The organism is Pseudoalteromonas sp. S1609 (assembly GCF_005887255.1).
GTDB lineage: Bacteria > Pseudomonadota > Gammaproteobacteria > Enterobacterales > Alteromonadaceae > Pseudoalteromonas.
Map to the genome: position 1 here is coordinate 1 of NZ_PNDJ01000004.1, position 17014 is coordinate 17014.

The window sequence follows — 17014 nt, forward strand, 5'->3', positions numbered from 1 at the left end:
AAATCCTGGTATCCCAGCCAATTTGCACACTTCTTTGATTACACTTCACGATTTATCCTAAACTCCAATTATATAATTTATATCTTTAATTTTTTCTACCTTTATAATCTACACCACTTTTTCTTGGGCATAAAAAAAGACCCAAATTTGAGCCTTTTATACCAATTAACTGTTATTAACTAAGCTCTCCGCTTATTGCGTATTTTAATACCCAGTTTTTTACCGGCCCTGTATTATTAGCTAACTTTAAAAATGTGCTGCGCGCCCATTTTAATGGGGCTATTTGATTTGAGAAACCAAAGTAGCAAGCATCCATCATACTCATCATTAACAAATTAGCGTTACGACGACTACGCTCGTATTCTTTAAGCATTAGCGGGCACCCTACATCATCAGCTGTACGTAACACTTCAGCTAAAGCAGCTACATCTTGAAAGCCTAAATTAACACCCTGTCCTGCCAGAGGATTAATGGTGTGCGCCGCATCACCCACTAAAACGAGTCTGCCTTGTGAATAATTATTGGCATGCTGCCTTGCCAAAGGAAATATAGCATGGCTTTGTACTTCAAAATCACCTGCAAGCTTTGGAAACTTTTCAATAATATGAGCCTTTAATTCGTTAGGTTGTAGGGCTTTAAATGCTTTGAGGGTTTTTGCATCGTCATACCAAATTAAATTTGCATAAGGTGCTTGCATAGGTAAAAACGCAACTGGCCCCGTAGGTGTAAACTGCTGCCATGTTTTAACTTGTTGTGGTGCATCGAGCTTTATTAGCACGCCCATACAATGCTGCTGATATTGCCATCCGGTTATACCAATGTTGGCTTTGCTGCGTAATTGTGATTGCCCACCATCCGCTGCAATGACTAAATCAGCAGTATAGCTTTGTTCGTTATAGTGCAAGCTAATGCTATCAGGGTTTTGCTCTATTGCCGTTAAAGCCGATGAAGGGTTAATCATCTCAATATTATGTTGCTCAAATTGCTGCCATAAACTGGCTTGAATTAGCTTATTCTCAATCAAATGACCTAAATGGGTGGTATTAATAGCATGACAATCAAATAATAAATGATCGTTACCCCGTTCAAAGGTCTCTAATTGTTCATAGGGAGCCAATCTATTTGCTCGTAGTAATGGCATTGCACCGAGCTGATCAAGCAATTTCTCAGAAAAGCGATTAATAGCCGAAACACGTATATCAACGTCATCACTGTTAAGTACCTGTGATTCATCTATTGGGTGTTTTTCAATAACACGTACGACTTTGCCTTGTTGCGCTAATTTAATAGCCATAGCGGCACCAACCATGCCGCCCCCTACTACAATTACATTATTTTTAGCCATGTTTTTCATCATTTTAATTCTGACTTAACTCTGCTTAGATTGTATCGTAATTAGTTTGCTCAGTGTGAGCGCTTCGCTTAATTCTATTATTAAACCCATACTATATTGATTTCAGATCACAAACATGAAATCTATACTTGGTTTTGAGCGTGTATCCAGCTAAAATACGCGTCCTTTAAGTCGAGCGAAATTTTAATAATTCTGCCACTTATACCTGTTTCTAGCACATATTTGTGCCACTATCGAATTGAACACGAGGCTATATTTCAATGAGCAAAAAGCTGCATATTAAAACCTGGGGTTGTCAGATGAACGAATACGACTCTCAGAAAATGGCTGATCTTCTAGATGCTACCAACGGCTATCAGCTAACTGAAGAAGCTGCTGATGCTGATGTTATCTTACTTAACACCTGTTCAATTCGTGAAAAAGCGCAAGAAAAAGTATTTCACCAACTAGGTCGTTGGAAGTTATTAAAAGATGACAAACCAGACCTTATTATTGGTGTAGGCGGCTGTGTTGCATCACAAGAAGGTGATTCAATTCGCCAACGTGCGCCGTTTGTAGATGTTATTTTTGGTCCACAAACTTTGCACCGTTTACCTGAGATGATTAAACAAGTACAAGGCGATAAAGGTTCATCTGTAGTTGATATTTCATTCCCTGAGATTGAAAAATTTGACCGCTTACCTGAACCTAAAGCGGAAGGTCCTTCTGCGTTTGTATCAATTATGGAAGGTTGTTCTAAATACTGTACTTTCTGTGTTGTGCCTTACACCCGTGGTGAAGAAGTAAGCCGCCCTGTTGATGATGTATTATTAGAAGTTGCACAGTTAGCCGAGCAAGGCGTACGTGAAGTTAACCTATTAGGTCAAAACGTAAATGCATACCGTGGAGATACACACGATGGTGAAATTTGCTATTTCTCAGATCTAATTCGTTTAGTGGCTGCAATTGACGGGATTGACCGTATTCGTTACACCACCTCACACCCTGTAGAGTTTACACCAGACATTATTGATGCGTACGCTGATGTGCCTGAGCTGGTTGATCACTTACACCTTCCAGTACAAAGTGGTTCAGACCGTGTTTTAAATTTAATGAAACGCGGCCATACTGCTCTTGAGTACAAATCAACAATTCGTAAGCTACGTAAAATTCGCCCTAACCTAAGCATGTCGTCAGATTTCATCATAGGTTTCCCAGGTGAAAGCAAGGCCGATTTTGAAGCCACCATGAACCTTATCAACGATATTGGTTTTGATATGAGCTTTAGCTTTATTTACAGCGCACGCCCAGGTACACCAGCAGCCGATTTGCCAGATGACGTAACCGAGCAAGAGAAAAAAGAGCGCCTGTACTTATTGCAAAACCGTATTACGCAAATGGCGCAGCAAATTAGCCGCCAAATGTTTGATACTGAGCAACGCATTTTAGTTGAAGGTCCTTCTAAGAAGAACCCGATGGAACTACGTGGCCGAACTGAAAATAACCGTGTAGTTAACTTTGTTGGCCCACACACAGTGATCGGTCAGTTTGTTGATGTACGTATTACCGAAGCGTTGCCAAACTCTTTACGTGGCGATTTAATTCGTACAGAATCAGAAATGAACTTACGCCGCGAAATTGCACCTTCTGCTATTTTAACCAAAGCAGCGAGTGAGCAAAAAACCGAGACAGCTAACGAAATTGGCGTTGCTACTTTCGTACCTTAGTTGCAAAATTCATTGCGCCAGTTAACGCTGGCGCACTGTAATAGGAAGTAATTTTGAGTAATCAGTTAAAAACATTAGAGATTTATTTAGAACCTGCCGACAACAAACGCCTTTCTTCATTATGTGGCCCGTTTGACGAAAACATCAAACAAATTGAACGCCGTCTAGGTGTTGAAATTATTCATCGTGATAACTTTTTTAAAGTAACCGGTAAACTACACAGTAGCGCCGGCGCGGTAGAGATCTTAAAAAACCTTTATATTGATACTCAACCTGTACGTGGGGAAATTGGCGAAATTGAGCCTGACAACGTACATTTAGCCATCACTGAGTCTAAAGCGCTTGAGCAAGACACCTCAAGTAGTGCCTACGGCAAAGAAATGATGATTAAAACCCGTCGTGGCGTTATTAAACCGCGTAACGATAACCAAGGCTTGTATGTTGCTAATATTTTGCACCACGACATTACCTTTGGTATTGGCCCTGCGGGTACAGGTAAAACCTATCTTGCTGTTGCAGCGGCAGTTGATGCACTAGAGCGCCAAGAAATACGCCGTATACTGCTCACTCGTCCTGCGGTTGAAGCGGGTGAAAAACTCGGTTTTTTACCGGGTGACTTAAGCCAAAAAATAGACCCTTACTTACGCCCACTTTACGATGCCTTATTTGAAATGCTTGGCTTTGAGCGTGTTGAAAAACTGATTGAAAAAAACATCATTGAAATTGCGCCATTGGCTTACATGCGTGGGCGCACACTTAATGATGCGTTTATTATTTTAGATGAAAGCCAAAATACCACTACAGAGCAAATGAAAATGTTCTTAACCCGTATTGGTTTTAATTCTAAAGCAGTGATCACCGGCGATATAACCCAAGTTGATTTACCTCGGGGTGCGCGCTCAGGTCTTCGCCATGCTATTGAAGTATTAGATGGCGTTGATGAAATTAGCTTTAACTTTTTCAAATCGCACGATGTAGTACGCCACCCTGTAGTAGCCCGCATTGTGGAAGCGTATGAGCGCAACGATGAGCGTGAACGCCTTAAGCGATTAGAGAAACAACAAGCCAAAGAAGCGCTTGCCGCTCAAGAGCAACCTGCTACTAAAGAGTAATACCGTGAAAACAGAACTTGATTTACAAATAGCGTGTGAGTTTGACAACTTACCCAGCCTTGAGCAGTTTGCCATGTGGGCCGATAAAGTACTTAGCCAATATCGTGATGAGTCTGAGCTGACCATTGTTATCAGCGATGAAGAACAGTCGCAACAGCTCAATAATGACTACCGTGGTAAAAATAAGCCTACCAACGTATTATCATTTGAATTTGAAGCGCCACCGGGTATTGATATCCCACTTGTGGGTGACTTAATTATTTGTCCTGCCATTGTTTTGGCTGAGGCACAAGAGCAAGAAAAGTCATTTCATGACCACTTTGCTCATATGGTTATTCATGGATGCTTGCATTTACTTGGATTTGACCATATAAAGAGTGAAGACGCGTTAGAGATGGAAAGTATAGAAAAGCAATTACTTGCTGAACTAAACATAGCAGACCCATATCGGGACGATATTTAAATAAACGGAGCAATTAGACGTAATGAGCGACGATAACTCGCAATCTAGCCAGGGTTCTTCTGGCAAAACTTGGCTGGGTCGTATAACCCAGATGTTGCAAGGGGAACCCCAGAATAGAGAAGAGCTGGTTGAGGTAATTGCCGATGCCCAAGAGCGGGATGTAATCGATCCTGAAACCAAAGAAATGATTGAAGGTGTGCTTGGCGTGTCTGAGCTAAAAGTGCGAGATATTATGATCCCGCGCTCACAAATGGTCACTTTGGAAATTGATAGCCCGCTTGAAGAGCACATACCTATGATGGTTGACTCAACCCACTCTCGTTTTCCGGTGGTGTGTGAAGATAAAGACCATGTAGAAGGGATTTTACTCGCAAAAGACTTATTACCCCTCATTTTAAATAAAGATGAGCATTTACCATCGCTACGTGACTATTTGCGCCCTGCTATGGTAGTGCCTGAAAGTAAACGGGTTGATACTCTGCTTAATGAGTTTCGTCAGCAACGTTACCATATGGCGATTGTAATTGATGAATACGGCGGTGTATCGGGTTTAGTAACCATTGAAGATATTCTTGAGATCATTGTAGGCGAAATCGAAGATGAGCACGATGAAGAAGAAGAACAACAAGATATTCGACAACTGGCTAAGCACGTTTACGTTGTGCAGGCACTGACCCCTGTAGATGACTTTAACGAGCATTTTAAATCAGGTTATAGCTCGCAAGACGCAGATACTATTGGTGGTACCGTGTTACACGCCTTTGGCCATATGCCGAGCCGTGGCGAAACCATTGATATAGAAGGATTTCAGTTTAAAGTAACCAATTCTGATAATCGTCGTATATTGCAACTGCAAGTCACCATTCCTAAGGCTGATGATAACGACAGTGAAGAAACTGCTAACTAGTCTCACCCTACTAGCAAAAGATAAAAAAGCATGGCTCGCACTGGTTGCGGGCCTTGTTTTAACTTTTAGCTACGCGCCTTTTGGTATTTGGCCGATTGTATTTTTTAGCATAGGCTCGCTATTTTTTTGTATTCCTGCAAACATCAATGGAAAAGTACATGCTAAAACAGCCGCTAAATATGGCTTTATATTTGGTCTAGGCTGGTTTGGTGCCGGTATAAGTTGGGTACATGTTTCTATCGCCACCTTTGGCGGTATGCCACTTGTCGCCTCAATTGCATTAATGGCACTGCTTTGTAGCTACCTTGCGTTATTTCCTGCGCTGGCGCTGTGGGCAACCACTCGCTTTTCAAACGGCTCTATAAGTTTTGCAGCGCTATTACTCCCTTGTTTTGCTATTAGTGAATATTTGCGTGCCAACCTGTTAACCGGTTTTCCTTGGTTAAGCTTTGGTTATACACAAACCGATAGCCCTCTGAATGCCCTTGCTCCTTTAATTGGTGAATTTGGGCTCACGCTATTGTGTATTGCCATTGGCTTTGCATTGTACAGCTTAACGCAAAAACAATTTAAAATGCCTGTTGTTACCGCTGCTGTGGTTGTTTTAGCCTTCACAGGCGCACACTTTACAAAGGTAACCCATTATTCAGATAAAGACCTCTCTGTGCTGCTTGTACAAGGTAATATAAAACAACACTTGCGCTTTGACCCCAGTGAGTTTTGGACCACCATGAGTAAGTATCAGGATATGACGCGCCGTCACTGGGATGCCGATTTAATTGTGTGGCCCGAAGCTGCAGTGCCTGAAATTGAAGCCCTTGCTGATTCATACTTAGTAGGCTTAGACAGTGCCGCCTCATTCAATAAAACTGCATTAGTGACCGGTATTGTCGATTACCAACGCGACACTAAAACCATTTTCAATACGCTAATTGTGGTCGGTAACAAAGAGCAAAGTGATGAACACGGCCACTATCGTTACTTAGATAGTAACCGCTATCAAAAGCATCAATTACTGCCGATTGGAGAGTTTGTTCCCTTTGAAGACATACTCCGCCCCATCGCTCCGTTATTTGATTTGCCTATGTCATCGTTCTCGCGCGGTGATAAAGTGCAAAATAACTTACGTGCGAATGGCTTTAATTTACTGCCCGCTATTTGCTACGAAATAGTATTTGCCGATTTAGTGCGTGGCAATTATAAAAGCGACTCAGACATATTATTCACGGTGAGTAATGATGCTTGGTTTGGTGATTCAATAGGCCCCCATCAGCATATGCAAATTGCCCGCATGCGCGCCCTTGAACTTCAGCGTCCACTAGTGCGTGTTACCAACAACGGTATAAGCGGTGTATACGACCCCATAAGCCAAACACGCCAAACTATGCCACAGTTTGAAGCTACTACACTCAAAGCCAATATAAAGCTCATACAAGGGGATAGCGTGTATAGCCAATACGGCAATGGGTTTGTATGGGGAGTAATGGTGTTGTTGGGTATAATTGGATTTGGGGTTAGGTCTAAGAAGTAAATTAGAGCTTTTAGCTATCAGCAACAGAAGATGATTTTTGTTGGGTTTAGCTTTGCAAAGCCCAACCTACAAAAATTGAATACATGCCTAGAACCACTTAATTTTAAGCTTTGTCGAGTGAACTTTACTTGCTTGTGATCTAAATAAATTGCATTTAATGTCAACATAGCTAACTTCGCTAGGTTCTAAAAAGCTTTCTGTGCTTTTGCCTACACAATTACCAATAAACTTGCCACTTTCATCAAATGTAGAAGCAATAACGGTTCCCGTATAAATGCTCTCGTTAGTAATATTTTTTAATTCAGCTGCGATTCTTACTTGACCATTTTCTTTGTATATTTCAGAAAGAGTTAGTTTATAATCATTATTAATTTCATCACTTGTTTCTAATGCTTTATTAGAAACCATTGTTTTAAATCCACTGTCAACATCAGCGGCGATTGTCAGGGCGAATGCACTAATACCGCCGAGTATAGCTATTACAAACCCGATGCCCCAAAAAAAACCTTTTATGCTCTCATTAAAATTATTGCTTTTCATTTAATTCTCTTTGGTTTTTACCATTGTATTTCGTTAACAAGATTGCCAAAGTAACTTTTTTCACCGACTAAATTTATATTTTTGTTTTTAAGTGTTTGTAGCTCGTCCGTATCTAAGTACCATCTAAACGAATGCTCTTCACCAGTGGATAAATCAGCAATGTTTAATGTTATACATTGCTGCTGATCATTTATAATACATGTACTTACATCAGTTAAAAAATATTCTTCAGACCACAGTTCGCCTAAATTATTTTCAGCATAATACATAATGGGAACTACGCTAAATTTCCACAACGCCATATAGATCAAACAAGGGTACATTACTATCAAAAATCCTTTTACTAGCCTGCTACCTTTAAAAAAGTGACGAGTTATTAAATAATTAAAGTTGTGATCACACCTATACTTTTTAAATAATGTATATATTACTGCCATGGTTAATATAGGTAGCACTGCTAGCTCTATAAAATGTAATCGCTCATTAGCAATAAAAGCAGGATCGTTAAACTCGTACCATCCAATGAGCAACACTAAATAGCTCATTAGTGCGAATATAATTAATAGATATAAAAAGCTTTTATGAAACTCTTTGTGCTTTATATTTAGCAATTAAACTCCAATTCAACTTCAATGATAAAATTATTTTTTAAGTATACTTTTTAACCCATAATACCAACTAAGTGCAGCGACTGTGCCATGAGTTCCACATTCAAAGTTACGTTGATTTATAATTAAATTATTGCTCTTGTGTGCTTTTATTTTCAAAAAATGCTGAAGCTGCGTTGCTCATCTAAAACAACAGACTTAAGCTGATGCGCTTTTGCTAACACAATATTTTCTGAAGCATACGCAACCGTAATAAAATACAGATTAATAAATACAATCAATAAAACTTTCATAACCATCCTTGTAAGTTATGAAACAGAGTTAACTTTTTACAGTCTCTTCTACTGTTTGCACATTTACAACTTGGTTCACATTCCCTTGAATAACTACCGTGGCTGATATTTTATCTTGAATGGCTTGCCTGTTTGGATCCCAGTAAACTTGTAAAAAACCTAACAAGCCAGTGGCAAAACCTGCACCGTAACCACCGTAGCGGCCAAAACAATCAAGTAAACCCAGTGATTCACCACTTAATGCAACCACTCTGGTGTTACAGAGCTTTTTACCAGGGGTTTGACCGCGCCATAATAAAGAAAACAGTGTGAAGTACACAGCCGCCCAGCCAAAACCCAAACCTAAATCTTGAATGATCCCTTTACCCCACTGCAAAATACTGTGTGTGGTTGTTTGTGCGGGTTTATCTTCTGTTAACTGCGCAAGCTTTAATCCGTTATTTTCACCAAGCACTAATAATTGTAAAAATGCTTTTGCAAGTTGTGGGTTTTGTAGGTCGTCCATTTCGGCTAATTTGGGTACTTGCCCTATCAAGTTATCAAGTGCATTTTGTTGACAAGATTGCTCACAGCTTTCGTCTGCTGTTTGCACTAAGTAAGCATTTACCTGCTTTTTTTCTGTGGAGGTAAGCTGAATGTCATCCTGTATTTTTAAGCCTTGAACAGTTAAGCCTTGATCAGAGTCATCGCCTTCTAAATAATCTATACCAATTGAAAGCACAGCAAGAGCGCTTACAAATAAAATACTTGCTGCTACTATTTTTAATATTCTTCGCCACACACTCGACATTTTAGGAAGGTATTGCTGCGCCGTTCCTTTGTAAAACGCCATCGCAGCAACGAATGCAATAATAGTTGCACTGAGCTTTGCAGCTAAAAATATTAATGCAACATCTATAATCATAGCTAATACGCGCCGAGTCGGCGAAGCCAAAGGCAAGCCAAGTAAAGCATTATCAACCTTAAAGGCATACGGCGTGATCACTTCTCTGGTTTCGGCTTTAGATAACGCTAATTGTTCTAATTCTTGTGCTTTCATTATTATACTTGTTATTAAAATAGGTGACGCGGTTAAATTACGCGCTTTTTAATTTTTGCTCAAGCGAACTCATCTCTATTTAAAATAAAAACACCTCAAAACCAAAAATTATTAAATACAAAAGTTACAACCATTTACAAATATAAAGTTAACATTATTTACAATGCAACTACAAAACATATATTATCGATGGAACTACTTTTTCTTTAAAAATTAAATATATGGAGTATATTTTGAAGTTATTAACTAACATGTTTTTCTTGTTTTCGGTACTTGTTTTAAGTGGCTGTGCCCACCAGATAAGTTTAAATCCAGACACTGAGAAACTTCAGCTTTCAGAAAGTAAATCAATATCCGTTGTAGGTTATTATATTTCTGAAGATGATATTAAAAAACAAGTAAAAACACCTGGCGGTGGTGGCGATAATGTTAGTTACAAACCTTATAAAGACACAGAAGCTGCATTATATACTGTACTTTCTAATAAATTTGAAAACGTTTATAAGCTTGAATCATTAACTGATAATACATTTTTACAAGACAATAAAATTGAATATGTGTTTATACCTACAATAACAACTGAATCTAGTTCAGATAGTTTATTTACATGGCCACCTACAGAGTTTACTTTCACGTTAAACTGTAAAACTTTAAATAACAATGGCGATATAGCATGGAATACTGAAGTTAAAGGTTTTGGCAAAGCTGAATTTGATGAGTTTAAAAACGACTTTTCTTTATCAGCAAAGCGTGCAACAGAAGAAGCATTTAACAAACTAATTGTAGAGTTAGAGCAGTCAAAACTATGAGTAAGGAAAGAATTAAAATGAAGTATAGAAGTTCAATAGGATTAATCGGGGTTTTATTCTTAAGTGCATGTACAATTCAAGTGCCTCCTTATAGTGCAGACATTGGTAACGTTTCAAAATTAAAGCAAGAAACAGTTTCCCCTCTATCTGTTGGCACAATTAAATCTGAAAAGAAACTAAATAAAATTTCACTTAGAGGCTCACCTCTTATTTCATCTGTAGGTAACAGTTATGGTAAATATATTGAAAATGCTTTATTGCAAGAGCTTAAGTTAGCCAAGCTTTGGTCTGGTGTTGCTAAAAAGCAAGTAACTGGCAAAGTAATTGACCAAGATATTGATGTTTCGGGTTTCTCAGAGGGAAGTTCATTTATAAAAGTAAACTTTATCGTCTCAGAAGAGAACATTATCTTATTCGAAAAAGAAATAATGGCCGAACACACTTTTGACTCTTCATTTATGGGAGCGATCGCCATCCCTAATGGTCAAAAAAGCTACGTAGAGTTAGTTCAAAAATTACTAACAAACCTATATGCAGATGAAGAGTTTATTGCCTCAATAAAATAACTCTATTACATCTATTTCAAATAAAAAAGAGTCATACTTCGTATGGCTCTTTTTATTTAAACTTACCCTAAAACCACTTAATTTTAAGCTTTGTCGAGTGAACTTTACTTGCTTGTGATCTAAATAAATTGCATTTAATGTCAACATAGCTAACTTCGCTAGGTTCTAGAAAGCTGTCTGTGCTTTTGCCTACACAGTTACCAATAAACTTACCACTTTCGTCAAATGTAGAAGCAATAACGGTTCCCGTATAAATGCTCTCGTTAGTAATATTTTTTAATTCAGCCGCGATTCTTACTTGACCATTTTCTTTATATATTGCAGAAAGGGTTAGTTTATAATCATTATTAATTTCATCACTTGTTTCTAATGCTTTATTAGAAACCATTGTTTTAAATCCACTGTCAACATCAGCGGCGATTGTAAGGGCGAACGCACTAATGCCGCCAAGTATAGCTATTACAAACCCGACGCCCCAAAAAAAGCCTTTTATACTCTCGTTAAAATTATTAGTGTCCATTTAATTCCCTTTGGTTTTTACCATTGTATTTCGTTAACAAGATAGCCAAAGTAACTTTTTTCGCCGACTAAGTTCACTTTTGTATTTTTAAGTTTTAAAACCTTGTGCTTATCTAAATACCACCTGATGGTATGCTGTTTGTTTGTAGATATATCTGCAAAGAGTAAACGAACGCAATTCGGCTCATAATCGCTATAACAAGCTTCAGACTCAACTAAGATATATTCTTCAGACCAATAATCGCCTAAATGATAATGCGCCCATAGTTGAATCGGCGCACAAATGACAGCCCAAAGATATGCATACAGCAAAATAGGTATCATAATGATACTTAAATATTTAAGGATAACCCCTTCTTGATCAAAGTGAGTATTAAACTCTTCTTTTGCATTTGGCGTTTTTATTAAATGAAATAGAAAGGCACACACTAAAGAAATAGTAATAAAGCCTAAAACCCAAGAACTTAAAAAGTCATAAAAACGGTTAGGGATAAAGGAGGGATCGATTGAAGTGTACCACTCATAAATACCAACAGGGCCGAGCATCATAACAATAAATGCTATGATAATGAGAATCACAGGCTTTTTTGTCATATAAATTAATATCCTTATATTTTATAACGTCTTTAATTTGGTCAGTATTTTAATCAAGGATTACCTTATCCCAGTATTAAAATAATCAAGTGAACAATTATTACATCAAAACGTATTACTGTTAATAATGGTTTTAAGGAATTACTCATGACCGCCAAACAACTCTCATCACTTTTTGTTTTTAACTTACTGTTTGCCACCACCGAGGCAAATGCCAATGCTCGCTGGTATGTGGTTAATGATTCGGTGATGGGTGGCATTTCTAATAGTCAGGTTTTACAAAATGACGGCAATTTAGTGTTTACAGGCAACGTATCGCTTGCAAACAATGGAGGGTTTGCTTCTATCCGAACGCTATTAGATGTAAAAAACCAAAACATTACTAAAATAGTGCTGCGTGTTAAGGGCGATGGTCAAACCTACCAATTACGTTTAAGAACTAATGAGTACATGGATGGGGCGGCTTATACCCGCTCGTTTAGTACCACAAAGAGCGAGTGGCTTAATATTGAGTTTTTACCTGAGGATTTTCAGCTTACTTATCGCGGCCGCTTACTTGAACAACAACCTACAATTAACTTTAAAGATGTAAGGCAGCTTGGGTTTATGATTGCAGGTAAACAGGCGGGAGAATTTAGGCTTGAGGTTGAAAAAATTGAGTTTAAAAACTAACTTTTCTGCGTACATTACAAGGTTAAATAACCTGAACTAATACAGTTAGACTTTGGTTAAATAGTAAAGTCGTCGCCTCGCCTTTTCATTTCGTTGATTACTAGCTCAATAATTTGTTGTTTTATTGCTGCCTGCTGAGACTTTACCTCACTAAGTTGCAGCTCCAATCTATTTATCTCTTCTTGTTGTTGCTCGGTTTTATACTTTTTAGCTCCCATATGCTCAGCATCCATAGTTAAGCGACTATCGTCTTCAGCTGGCCCATATTGGCTATTATCAATGGTTAAACTGCGTTGTACCGTACTCTGCTTAAGCTTATTTACTTGCTCTTGCAATGCAACCACTTGCTGGGTGAAATATTTATATGCCTTTTCTAAATTTTGATATTGCTCAGCAAATGTTGCGTTATCTTCGCTGTATTTTTGAACCTTAGCATCTAAAAACTCTGATAAAACATAGTCAGGCTCTTCCTCTGATTTATCATCAATGTGTTGCTGTTCTGATTCTATTAAAGGCTGATTGTTATAATTAGATGCTTGATATTGAATTGAGGCGGTTGAAATCTTCATTATTTTATCCCTAAAATGAATTTGTCACTATTTTAGGTATCGACTGATATTTTAAATTCTTGAGTAGGATTGACTGATAAGAGCAAATAAAAAAGCCCTACTTGATTAAAGCAGGGCTTAAAGTATTTTTTACCTTAAAATTACGACTCTATAGCCAGTAATTCCACCTCAAAAATAAGCAATGATGCAGGAGGAATACTCCCTACTCGCTTTTCACCATAGGCGAGCTGATGCGGTATATAAAACTGAAATTTATCCCCCGGGCTCATCAGTTGTAGGCCTTCTGTCCAACCTTTTATAACTTGGTGCAAACCAAAGCTAATCGGAGTTTTGCGCTCCACTGAGCTGTCAAATACAGTGCCGTCGATTAAAGTGCCATGATAATGCACTTTAACCATACTCGTTGGGCTAGGTGTATTTTCGCTCTGTCCTTTATGGATTATTTTATATTGCAAGCCAGAAGCCGTTTCATGTACGCCTTCAGCTTTTACATTGGCAATTAAATAATCACTTTCAATCTGTGCGTTTGCGATTGCTTGCTGCTTGGCTTTTTTACTGTTTTTAAAAATTAAAACGCAAAAAATAGCGATAACAATCAGTAAAATTATATTGATCATAACTCCCCTTTTTCATCTTCTGAGTCGTGGTCTTTTTCGTCGCTGTTATCGCCATTAACAATATCAGCAATGTCTTTTAATCGCGCTAATGCGATGCCATTAACCGAATCTTCTGGGTAGTGTTCATCAACCATATCACCCGCTTCAATATCCATTAATAAGTTTAATGCTTGGTCAACGGTTTCCACAGCATAAATATTAAACTTACCTAACTCAACGGCATTGAGTATTTCGTCATCAAGCACCAAATTAACTTGGTTCGATTTAGGAATAATAACCCCTTGCTCACCCGTTAAGCCGCGCATTTTACATAGCTTAAAGAAGCCTTCTATTTTCTCGTTTACACCACCAATGGCCTGCACATCACCATGTTGGTTAATTGAGCCGGTTAGAGCAATAGACTGACTGATAGGTAAGCTCGTAATGGCCGAAATGAGCGCACAAAGTTCAGCAAGAGAGGCGCTATCACCATCTATGTAGCCATAACTTTGTTCAATAGCGATATTCGCACTGAGTGTTAAACTAAAGTGTTGCGCGTATTTGTTACCTAAATAACCGGTAAGCAGCATTACCCCTTTTGAGTGAATTGCTTTACCCAACTCAGCTTCGCGTTCCACATCAATTACGCCATCGGCGCCCGCATAAACGGTAGCAGTAATACGTGCAGGTGTGCCAAATGAGGTGTCACCAATGTGTAGTACAGTCAAACCATTTACTTTACCTACGGCTTGGCCTTCAGTAGCTATTAAAGTATGCCCTTCCTTTATATCGCTGAGCATGTTTTCGCTAATTTGCCCCGTACGGTACTGCTTGCCTTGTATGGCTTCGTCAATATGGCGTGCATCAATCACCGTTAGCTTGTCTTGCTTAGCGTAAAAACTGGCCTCAGCCACAAGCTCTAACACATCAGCAAAACGTGCTGATAACTTATTATGGTGCTCTGCTTGGCGATAACTAAATTTAAGTAATCGCACCATTGCGGCTTCGTTTAACGTGCACTTTAATGTTTGCTCGCAGTAATCACTGACTTTAGTAATAAACTGATACTGCAACTTATCGCTACTTGGTAAGTAATAATCAAAATCGGCAAGTACTCTAAATAACTCAGCAAATTCCTCGTCGTATTCACCGATGGAGTAATAAAGTTCACGTGAGCCAAGTAAAATAATTTTTACATCAAGCGGTATTAACTGCGGTCGAAGTGTAAAGCTACTACCAACGACACTGTCTTGATAAGGTAAGTCATTTTTAATTTGATGGGTTTTTAGCGACAGCTTTAGCCCATCCCACACTTGGGGTTGAGCCATTACTTTTTCAGCATCCATAATTAAATAGCCGCCATTCGCGCGGTGCAATGCACCAGGTTGAATTGATCGATAGCTGGTAATTAACGACCCTTGCGATGTGGCATATTCAATTTTGCCAAAAATATTACCAAAGGTTGGATTAGGTTCATACACAACCGGTGCTGCATCGCCCTCTTTATATTCAACTAAAATATTAGGTGCAAAAAAGTCGGTAAGCATACCTTTACGGTCAAAGTCTTCTTTGTTTTCTTCGCTTTCACCTTCATCATCAAGCCATTCAAGCACGGCATCAATAATTTCTACACGTATATCTTTTAAATAACGCAGCACACCAATATGGCTGGCGTATTTATGTTCTAAATCTTTTAATAACGGTTTAGTGGCTTGCTCAGCGGTAGACTTTTTAAGATTGCGAAGCTTTTCTTTAGATTCACGTTTCCAGCGCGGTAACTCAATAAGCGCTTCAATGAGGGCATCTTCTAATTTTTCTATACGCTCAAAAAACATTTCGCGTAAATCATCTTCCAAATCAGAAAATTCATTATCGGTAAGTTGCTTGCCATCAATCAGCGGGGCAAAGCCGACTACGCCTTTTTCTTCGATTAATGCCACACTTTGCTCAAGCGCGGCTATTTCTACCGCGGTAATGGCGCCGTCGTAAGCATCGTTAAACTCGCGGTCTATCGATTTTTTCTTGCGCTGATAAGCTGGGTTATCAAATGCAGCAGGAAAGGTGTCGAGTACTTCATCAATAAATGAGTCAATATCATCGGCTAATTGTTTGCTTTGCCCTGCATGCATAAATAACGCAATAGGCTCACGGTGATCATCGTAGTTATTAACATACAGCCACTCATGCGGTGTTGTGCGCTCTTTAGCGTGTTGTTTTAATTTGTCTTTTACTAAGGTAAAACGCCCGTGTGCCGCCTCTCCCATTACGTAAACATTATAACCAGGTAGGTCCATTCCTAAAGAGAAGTCCAATGCACTTTGCGCACGTTGTTGGCCTATAAAGGTAAGTTGCTCAGGGTATGGATTGCTCATGCAAGTGTTTACATGGCTCGAAGAAATACTCGGTGCAAGATTTGATACGGGTAGTGGCAGCAGTTTTTTCGTCATTCTAACTTCTTTTTTTACCAGCTTAATTGCTAGATTTGGGCATATTGAGTGGCCTACAGCCACTCAATACTTATATTTAGGGTTGTAAAGCCTGGCGGCTAAAATAGATGCCATCACACTGCGTGCAAGGAATAATTTGCGTTGCATGGTAAACATCATAACTATGGTTGCAATTCTTACATACTAATGTGCCCATGGCTATCCATTCACCTGCGTGATAAACGCCATTATGCTTAAAATCTTCACTTAATGACTGCCATTCAAGCTGTGTTTTGTCTTCAATGTGAGAAAGCTCAAACCACAATGACTCCTTAAGCTCCTGCCATGCAAGCGAATTATAGTAGCTATTATTTTCTTGTAGGTGAGAAATGTCACGCATTAAGTAATTACGATAAAGCTGGTATTTTTCTTCACCTAAATCTTTAAGTGCCTGCTCAGATTCAATAAATCGCTTTACTGCGGCTTTAACTTCATGCTCTTTCACATCTTTTAACCAATCGGATAAATCACTAAGCCATGTTCTGTAATCTGCCATTTTATACTCCTTGAAAACGTCTACTGATTTACTCTATATCATAGATAAGTATAGGTTAACCTGTACTGAAAACTAATTTACTCGCAATTTTACAAAAAGCGCCGCTTTGACGCTGTGAATAGCGCTTTATTTGGGGTATCCTATCGACAATTTT

The 17014-nt window shown here is 38.8% G+C and carries 19 protein-coding genes; 8 read left to right on the forward strand and 11 right to left on the reverse strand.

The window, feature by feature from the left end; translation table 11 throughout:
* Positions 1 to 175 precede the first annotated feature (175 nt).
* The gene (locus CWB76_RS00995) at positions 176 to 1357 is read right to left on the reverse strand and encodes an FAD-dependent monooxygenase (protein ID WP_138604973.1); all 1182 of its coding nucleotides are present in this window, start codon (positions 1355 to 1357) and stop codon (positions 176 to 178) included.
* 257 nt (positions 1358 to 1614) lie between these two features.
* On the opposite strand from CWB76_RS00995, the gene miaB reads away from it, so the two are divergent.
* The 5 genes from miaB to lnt are packed head-to-tail and all read left to right on the forward strand — an operon-like array spanning position 1615 to position 7073.
* Entirely contained in the window at positions 1615 to 3060 is a 1446-nt protein-coding gene (miaB, locus tag CWB76_RS01000; RefSeq protein ID WP_010388336.1) for a tRNA (N6-isopentenyl adenosine(37)-C2)-methylthiotransferase MiaB, read from the forward strand.
* A gap of 53 nt (positions 3061 to 3113) precedes the next feature.
* Positions 3114 to 4172, forward strand: a complete 1059-nt coding sequence (locus CWB76_RS01005) for a PhoH family protein (protein WP_024601601.1) — start codon at positions 3114 to 3116, stop codon at positions 4170 to 4172.
* A 4-nt stretch (positions 4173 to 4176) separates the two neighbouring features.
* Positions 4177 to 4635: an rRNA maturation RNase YbeY gene (gene ybeY / locus CWB76_RS01010; RefSeq protein ID WP_010388332.1), complete on the forward strand. Its 459-nt coding sequence runs from the start codon at positions 4177 to 4179 to the stop codon at positions 4633 to 4635.
* A 22-nt stretch (positions 4636 to 4657) separates the two neighbouring features.
* Entirely contained in the window at positions 4658 to 5542 is an 885-nt protein-coding gene (gene corC, locus CWB76_RS01015) for a CNNM family magnesium/cobalt transport protein CorC (protein WP_010388331.1), read from the forward strand.
* Positions 5523 to 7073, forward strand: coding sequence for an apolipoprotein N-acyltransferase (lnt, locus tag CWB76_RS01020; RefSeq protein ID WP_171039583.1), 1551 nt, complete (start codon positions 5523 to 5525; stop codon positions 7071 to 7073). Before corC ends, lnt begins: the two co-directional genes overlap by 20 nt.
* 87 nt (positions 7074 to 7160) lie before the next feature.
* Here the strand turns inward: lnt and CWB76_RS01025 are convergent, their stop codons facing one another.
* From CWB76_RS01025 to CWB76_RS01040, 4 genes are all read right to left on the reverse strand, one after another.
* A complete protein-coding gene (locus CWB76_RS01025; protein WP_138604975.1) occupies positions 7161 to 7613 on the reverse strand; it encodes an ATPase in 453 nt (150 codons plus the stop codon).
* Positions 7614 to 7630: 17 nt separating this feature from the next.
* Entirely contained in the window at positions 7631 to 7915 is a 285-nt protein-coding gene (locus tag CWB76_RS20230) for a hypothetical protein (protein WP_249363146.1), read from the reverse strand.
* A 461-nt stretch (positions 7916 to 8376) separates the two neighbouring features.
* Entirely contained in the window at positions 8377 to 8514 is a 138-nt protein-coding gene (locus tag CWB76_RS20010) for a hypothetical protein (protein ID WP_171039584.1), read from the reverse strand.
* Between the two features lie 28 nt (positions 8515 to 8542).
* A complete protein-coding gene (locus tag CWB76_RS01040) occupies positions 8543 to 9553 on the reverse strand; it encodes an RDD family protein (RefSeq protein ID WP_138604977.1) in 1011 nt (336 codons plus the stop codon).
* 233 nt (positions 9554 to 9786) lie between these two features.
* Between CWB76_RS01040 and CWB76_RS01045 the strand changes: the two genes are divergently transcribed.
* Together CWB76_RS01045 and CWB76_RS01050 are read left to right on the forward strand one after the other, a co-directional pair.
* The gene (locus CWB76_RS01045) at positions 9787 to 10362 is read left to right on the forward strand and encodes a hypothetical protein (RefSeq protein WP_138604978.1); all 576 of its coding nucleotides are present in this window, start codon (positions 9787 to 9789) and stop codon (positions 10360 to 10362) included.
* 17 nt (positions 10363 to 10379) lie between these two features.
* A complete protein-coding gene (locus CWB76_RS01050; RefSeq protein ID WP_138604979.1) occupies positions 10380 to 10928 on the forward strand; it encodes a hypothetical protein in 549 nt (182 codons plus the stop codon).
* Positions 10929 to 10995: 67 nt separating this feature from the next.
* On the opposite strand, the gene CWB76_RS01055 is transcribed toward CWB76_RS01050, so the two are convergent.
* Both CWB76_RS01055 and CWB76_RS01060 read right to left on the reverse strand, forming a co-directional pair.
* Positions 10996 to 11448 carry an ATPase gene (locus CWB76_RS01055; RefSeq protein ID WP_138604980.1) on the reverse strand — a complete coding sequence of 151 codons (453 nt, stop codon included), beginning with the start codon at positions 11446 to 11448 and terminating at the stop codon, positions 10996 to 10998.
* Positions 11449 to 11465: 17 nt separating this feature from the next.
* Positions 11466 to 12041: a hypothetical protein gene (locus tag CWB76_RS01060; RefSeq protein WP_138604981.1), complete on the reverse strand. Its 576-nt coding sequence runs from the start codon at positions 12039 to 12041 to the stop codon at positions 11466 to 11468.
* 147 nt (positions 12042 to 12188) lie between these two features.
* On the opposite strand from CWB76_RS01060, the gene CWB76_RS01065 reads away from it, so the two are divergent.
* Positions 12189 to 12713, forward strand: coding sequence for a CIA30 family protein (locus tag CWB76_RS01065; protein ID WP_138604982.1), 525 nt, complete (start codon positions 12189 to 12191; stop codon positions 12711 to 12713).
* 56 nt (positions 12714 to 12769) lie between these two features.
* On the opposite strand, the gene CWB76_RS01070 is transcribed toward CWB76_RS01065, so the two are convergent.
* The 4 genes from CWB76_RS01070 to CWB76_RS01085 form a co-directional block, all read right to left on the reverse strand.
* Positions 12770 to 13282 carry a hypothetical protein gene (locus tag CWB76_RS01070; RefSeq protein ID WP_138604983.1) on the reverse strand — a complete coding sequence of 171 codons (513 nt, stop codon included), beginning with the start codon at positions 13280 to 13282 and terminating at the stop codon, positions 12770 to 12772.
* A gap of 140 nt (positions 13283 to 13422) precedes the next feature.
* Complete coding sequence (gene bamJ / locus CWB76_RS01075) at positions 13423 to 13899, reverse strand: BamJ family beta-barrel-assembly machinery protein (protein ID WP_138604984.1); 477 nt, start codon at positions 13897 to 13899, stop codon at positions 13423 to 13425.
* Positions 13896 to 16325, reverse strand: coding sequence for a Lon protease family protein (locus tag CWB76_RS01080; RefSeq protein WP_138604985.1), 2430 nt, complete (start codon positions 16323 to 16325; stop codon positions 13896 to 13898). Before CWB76_RS01080 ends, bamJ begins: the two co-directional genes overlap by 4 nt.
* Before the next feature lie 76 nt (positions 16326 to 16401).
* Positions 16402 to 16860 (reverse strand): zinc ribbon-containing protein, encoded by a 459-nt coding sequence (locus tag CWB76_RS01085; protein WP_138604986.1) that lies wholly within the window; start codon positions 16858 to 16860, stop codon positions 16402 to 16404.
* Positions 16861 to 17014 lie beyond the last annotated feature (154 nt).

Excerpts from the sequence above, each read along its gene's own strand:
- miaB (WP_010388336.1), top strand. The coding sequence starts at position 1,615 with ATGAGCAAAAAGCTGCATATTAAAACCTGGGGTTGTCAGATGAACGAA.
- CWB76_RS01050 (WP_138604979.1), top strand. The coding sequence starts at position 10,380 with ATGAAGTATAGAAGTTCAATAGGATTAATCGGGGTTTTATTCTTAAGT.
- corC (WP_010388331.1), top strand. The coding sequence starts at position 4,658 with ATGAGCGACGATAACTCGCAATCTAGCCAGGGTTCTTCTGGCAAAACT.
- CWB76_RS01055 (WP_138604980.1), bottom strand. The coding sequence starts at position 11,448 with ATGGACACTAATAATTTTAACGAGAGTATAAAAGGCTTTTTTTGGGGC.
- CWB76_RS01065 (WP_138604982.1), top strand. The coding sequence starts at position 12,189 with ATGACCGCCAAACAACTCTCATCACTTTTTGTTTTTAACTTACTGTTT.
- CWB76_RS20010 (WP_171039584.1), bottom strand. The coding sequence starts at position 8,514 with ATGAAAGTTTTATTGATTGTATTTATTAATCTGTATTTTATTACGGTT.
- CWB76_RS01060 (WP_138604981.1), bottom strand. The coding sequence starts at position 12,041 with ATGACAAAAAAGCCTGTGATTCTCATTATCATAGCATTTATTGTTATG.
- CWB76_RS01085 (WP_138604986.1), bottom strand. The coding sequence starts at position 16,860 with ATGGCAGATTACAGAACATGGCTTAGTGATTTATCCGATTGGTTAAAA.
- CWB76_RS01080 (WP_138604985.1), bottom strand. The coding sequence starts at position 16,325 with ATGACGAAAAAACTGCTGCCACTACCCGTATCAAATCTTGCACCGAGT.
- CWB76_RS01025 (WP_138604975.1), bottom strand. The coding sequence starts at position 7,613 with ATGAAAAGCAATAATTTTAATGAGAGCATAAAAGGTTTTTTTTGGGGC.
- CWB76_RS01040 (WP_138604977.1), bottom strand. The coding sequence starts at position 9,553 with ATGAAAGCACAAGAATTAGAACAATTAGCGTTATCTAAAGCCGAAACC.
- CWB76_RS00995 (WP_138604973.1), bottom strand. The coding sequence starts at position 1,357 with ATGATGAAAAACATGGCTAAAAATAATGTAATTGTAGTAGGGGGCGGC.
- CWB76_RS20230 (WP_249363146.1), bottom strand. The coding sequence starts at position 7,915 with ATGGCGTTGTGGAAATTTAGCGTAGTTCCCATTATGTATTATGCTGAA.
- bamJ (WP_138604984.1), bottom strand. The coding sequence starts at position 13,899 with ATGATCAATATAATTTTACTGATTGTTATCGCTATTTTTTGCGTTTTA.
- CWB76_RS01070 (WP_138604983.1), bottom strand. The coding sequence starts at position 13,282 with ATGAAGATTTCAACCGCCTCAATTCAATATCAAGCATCTAATTATAAC.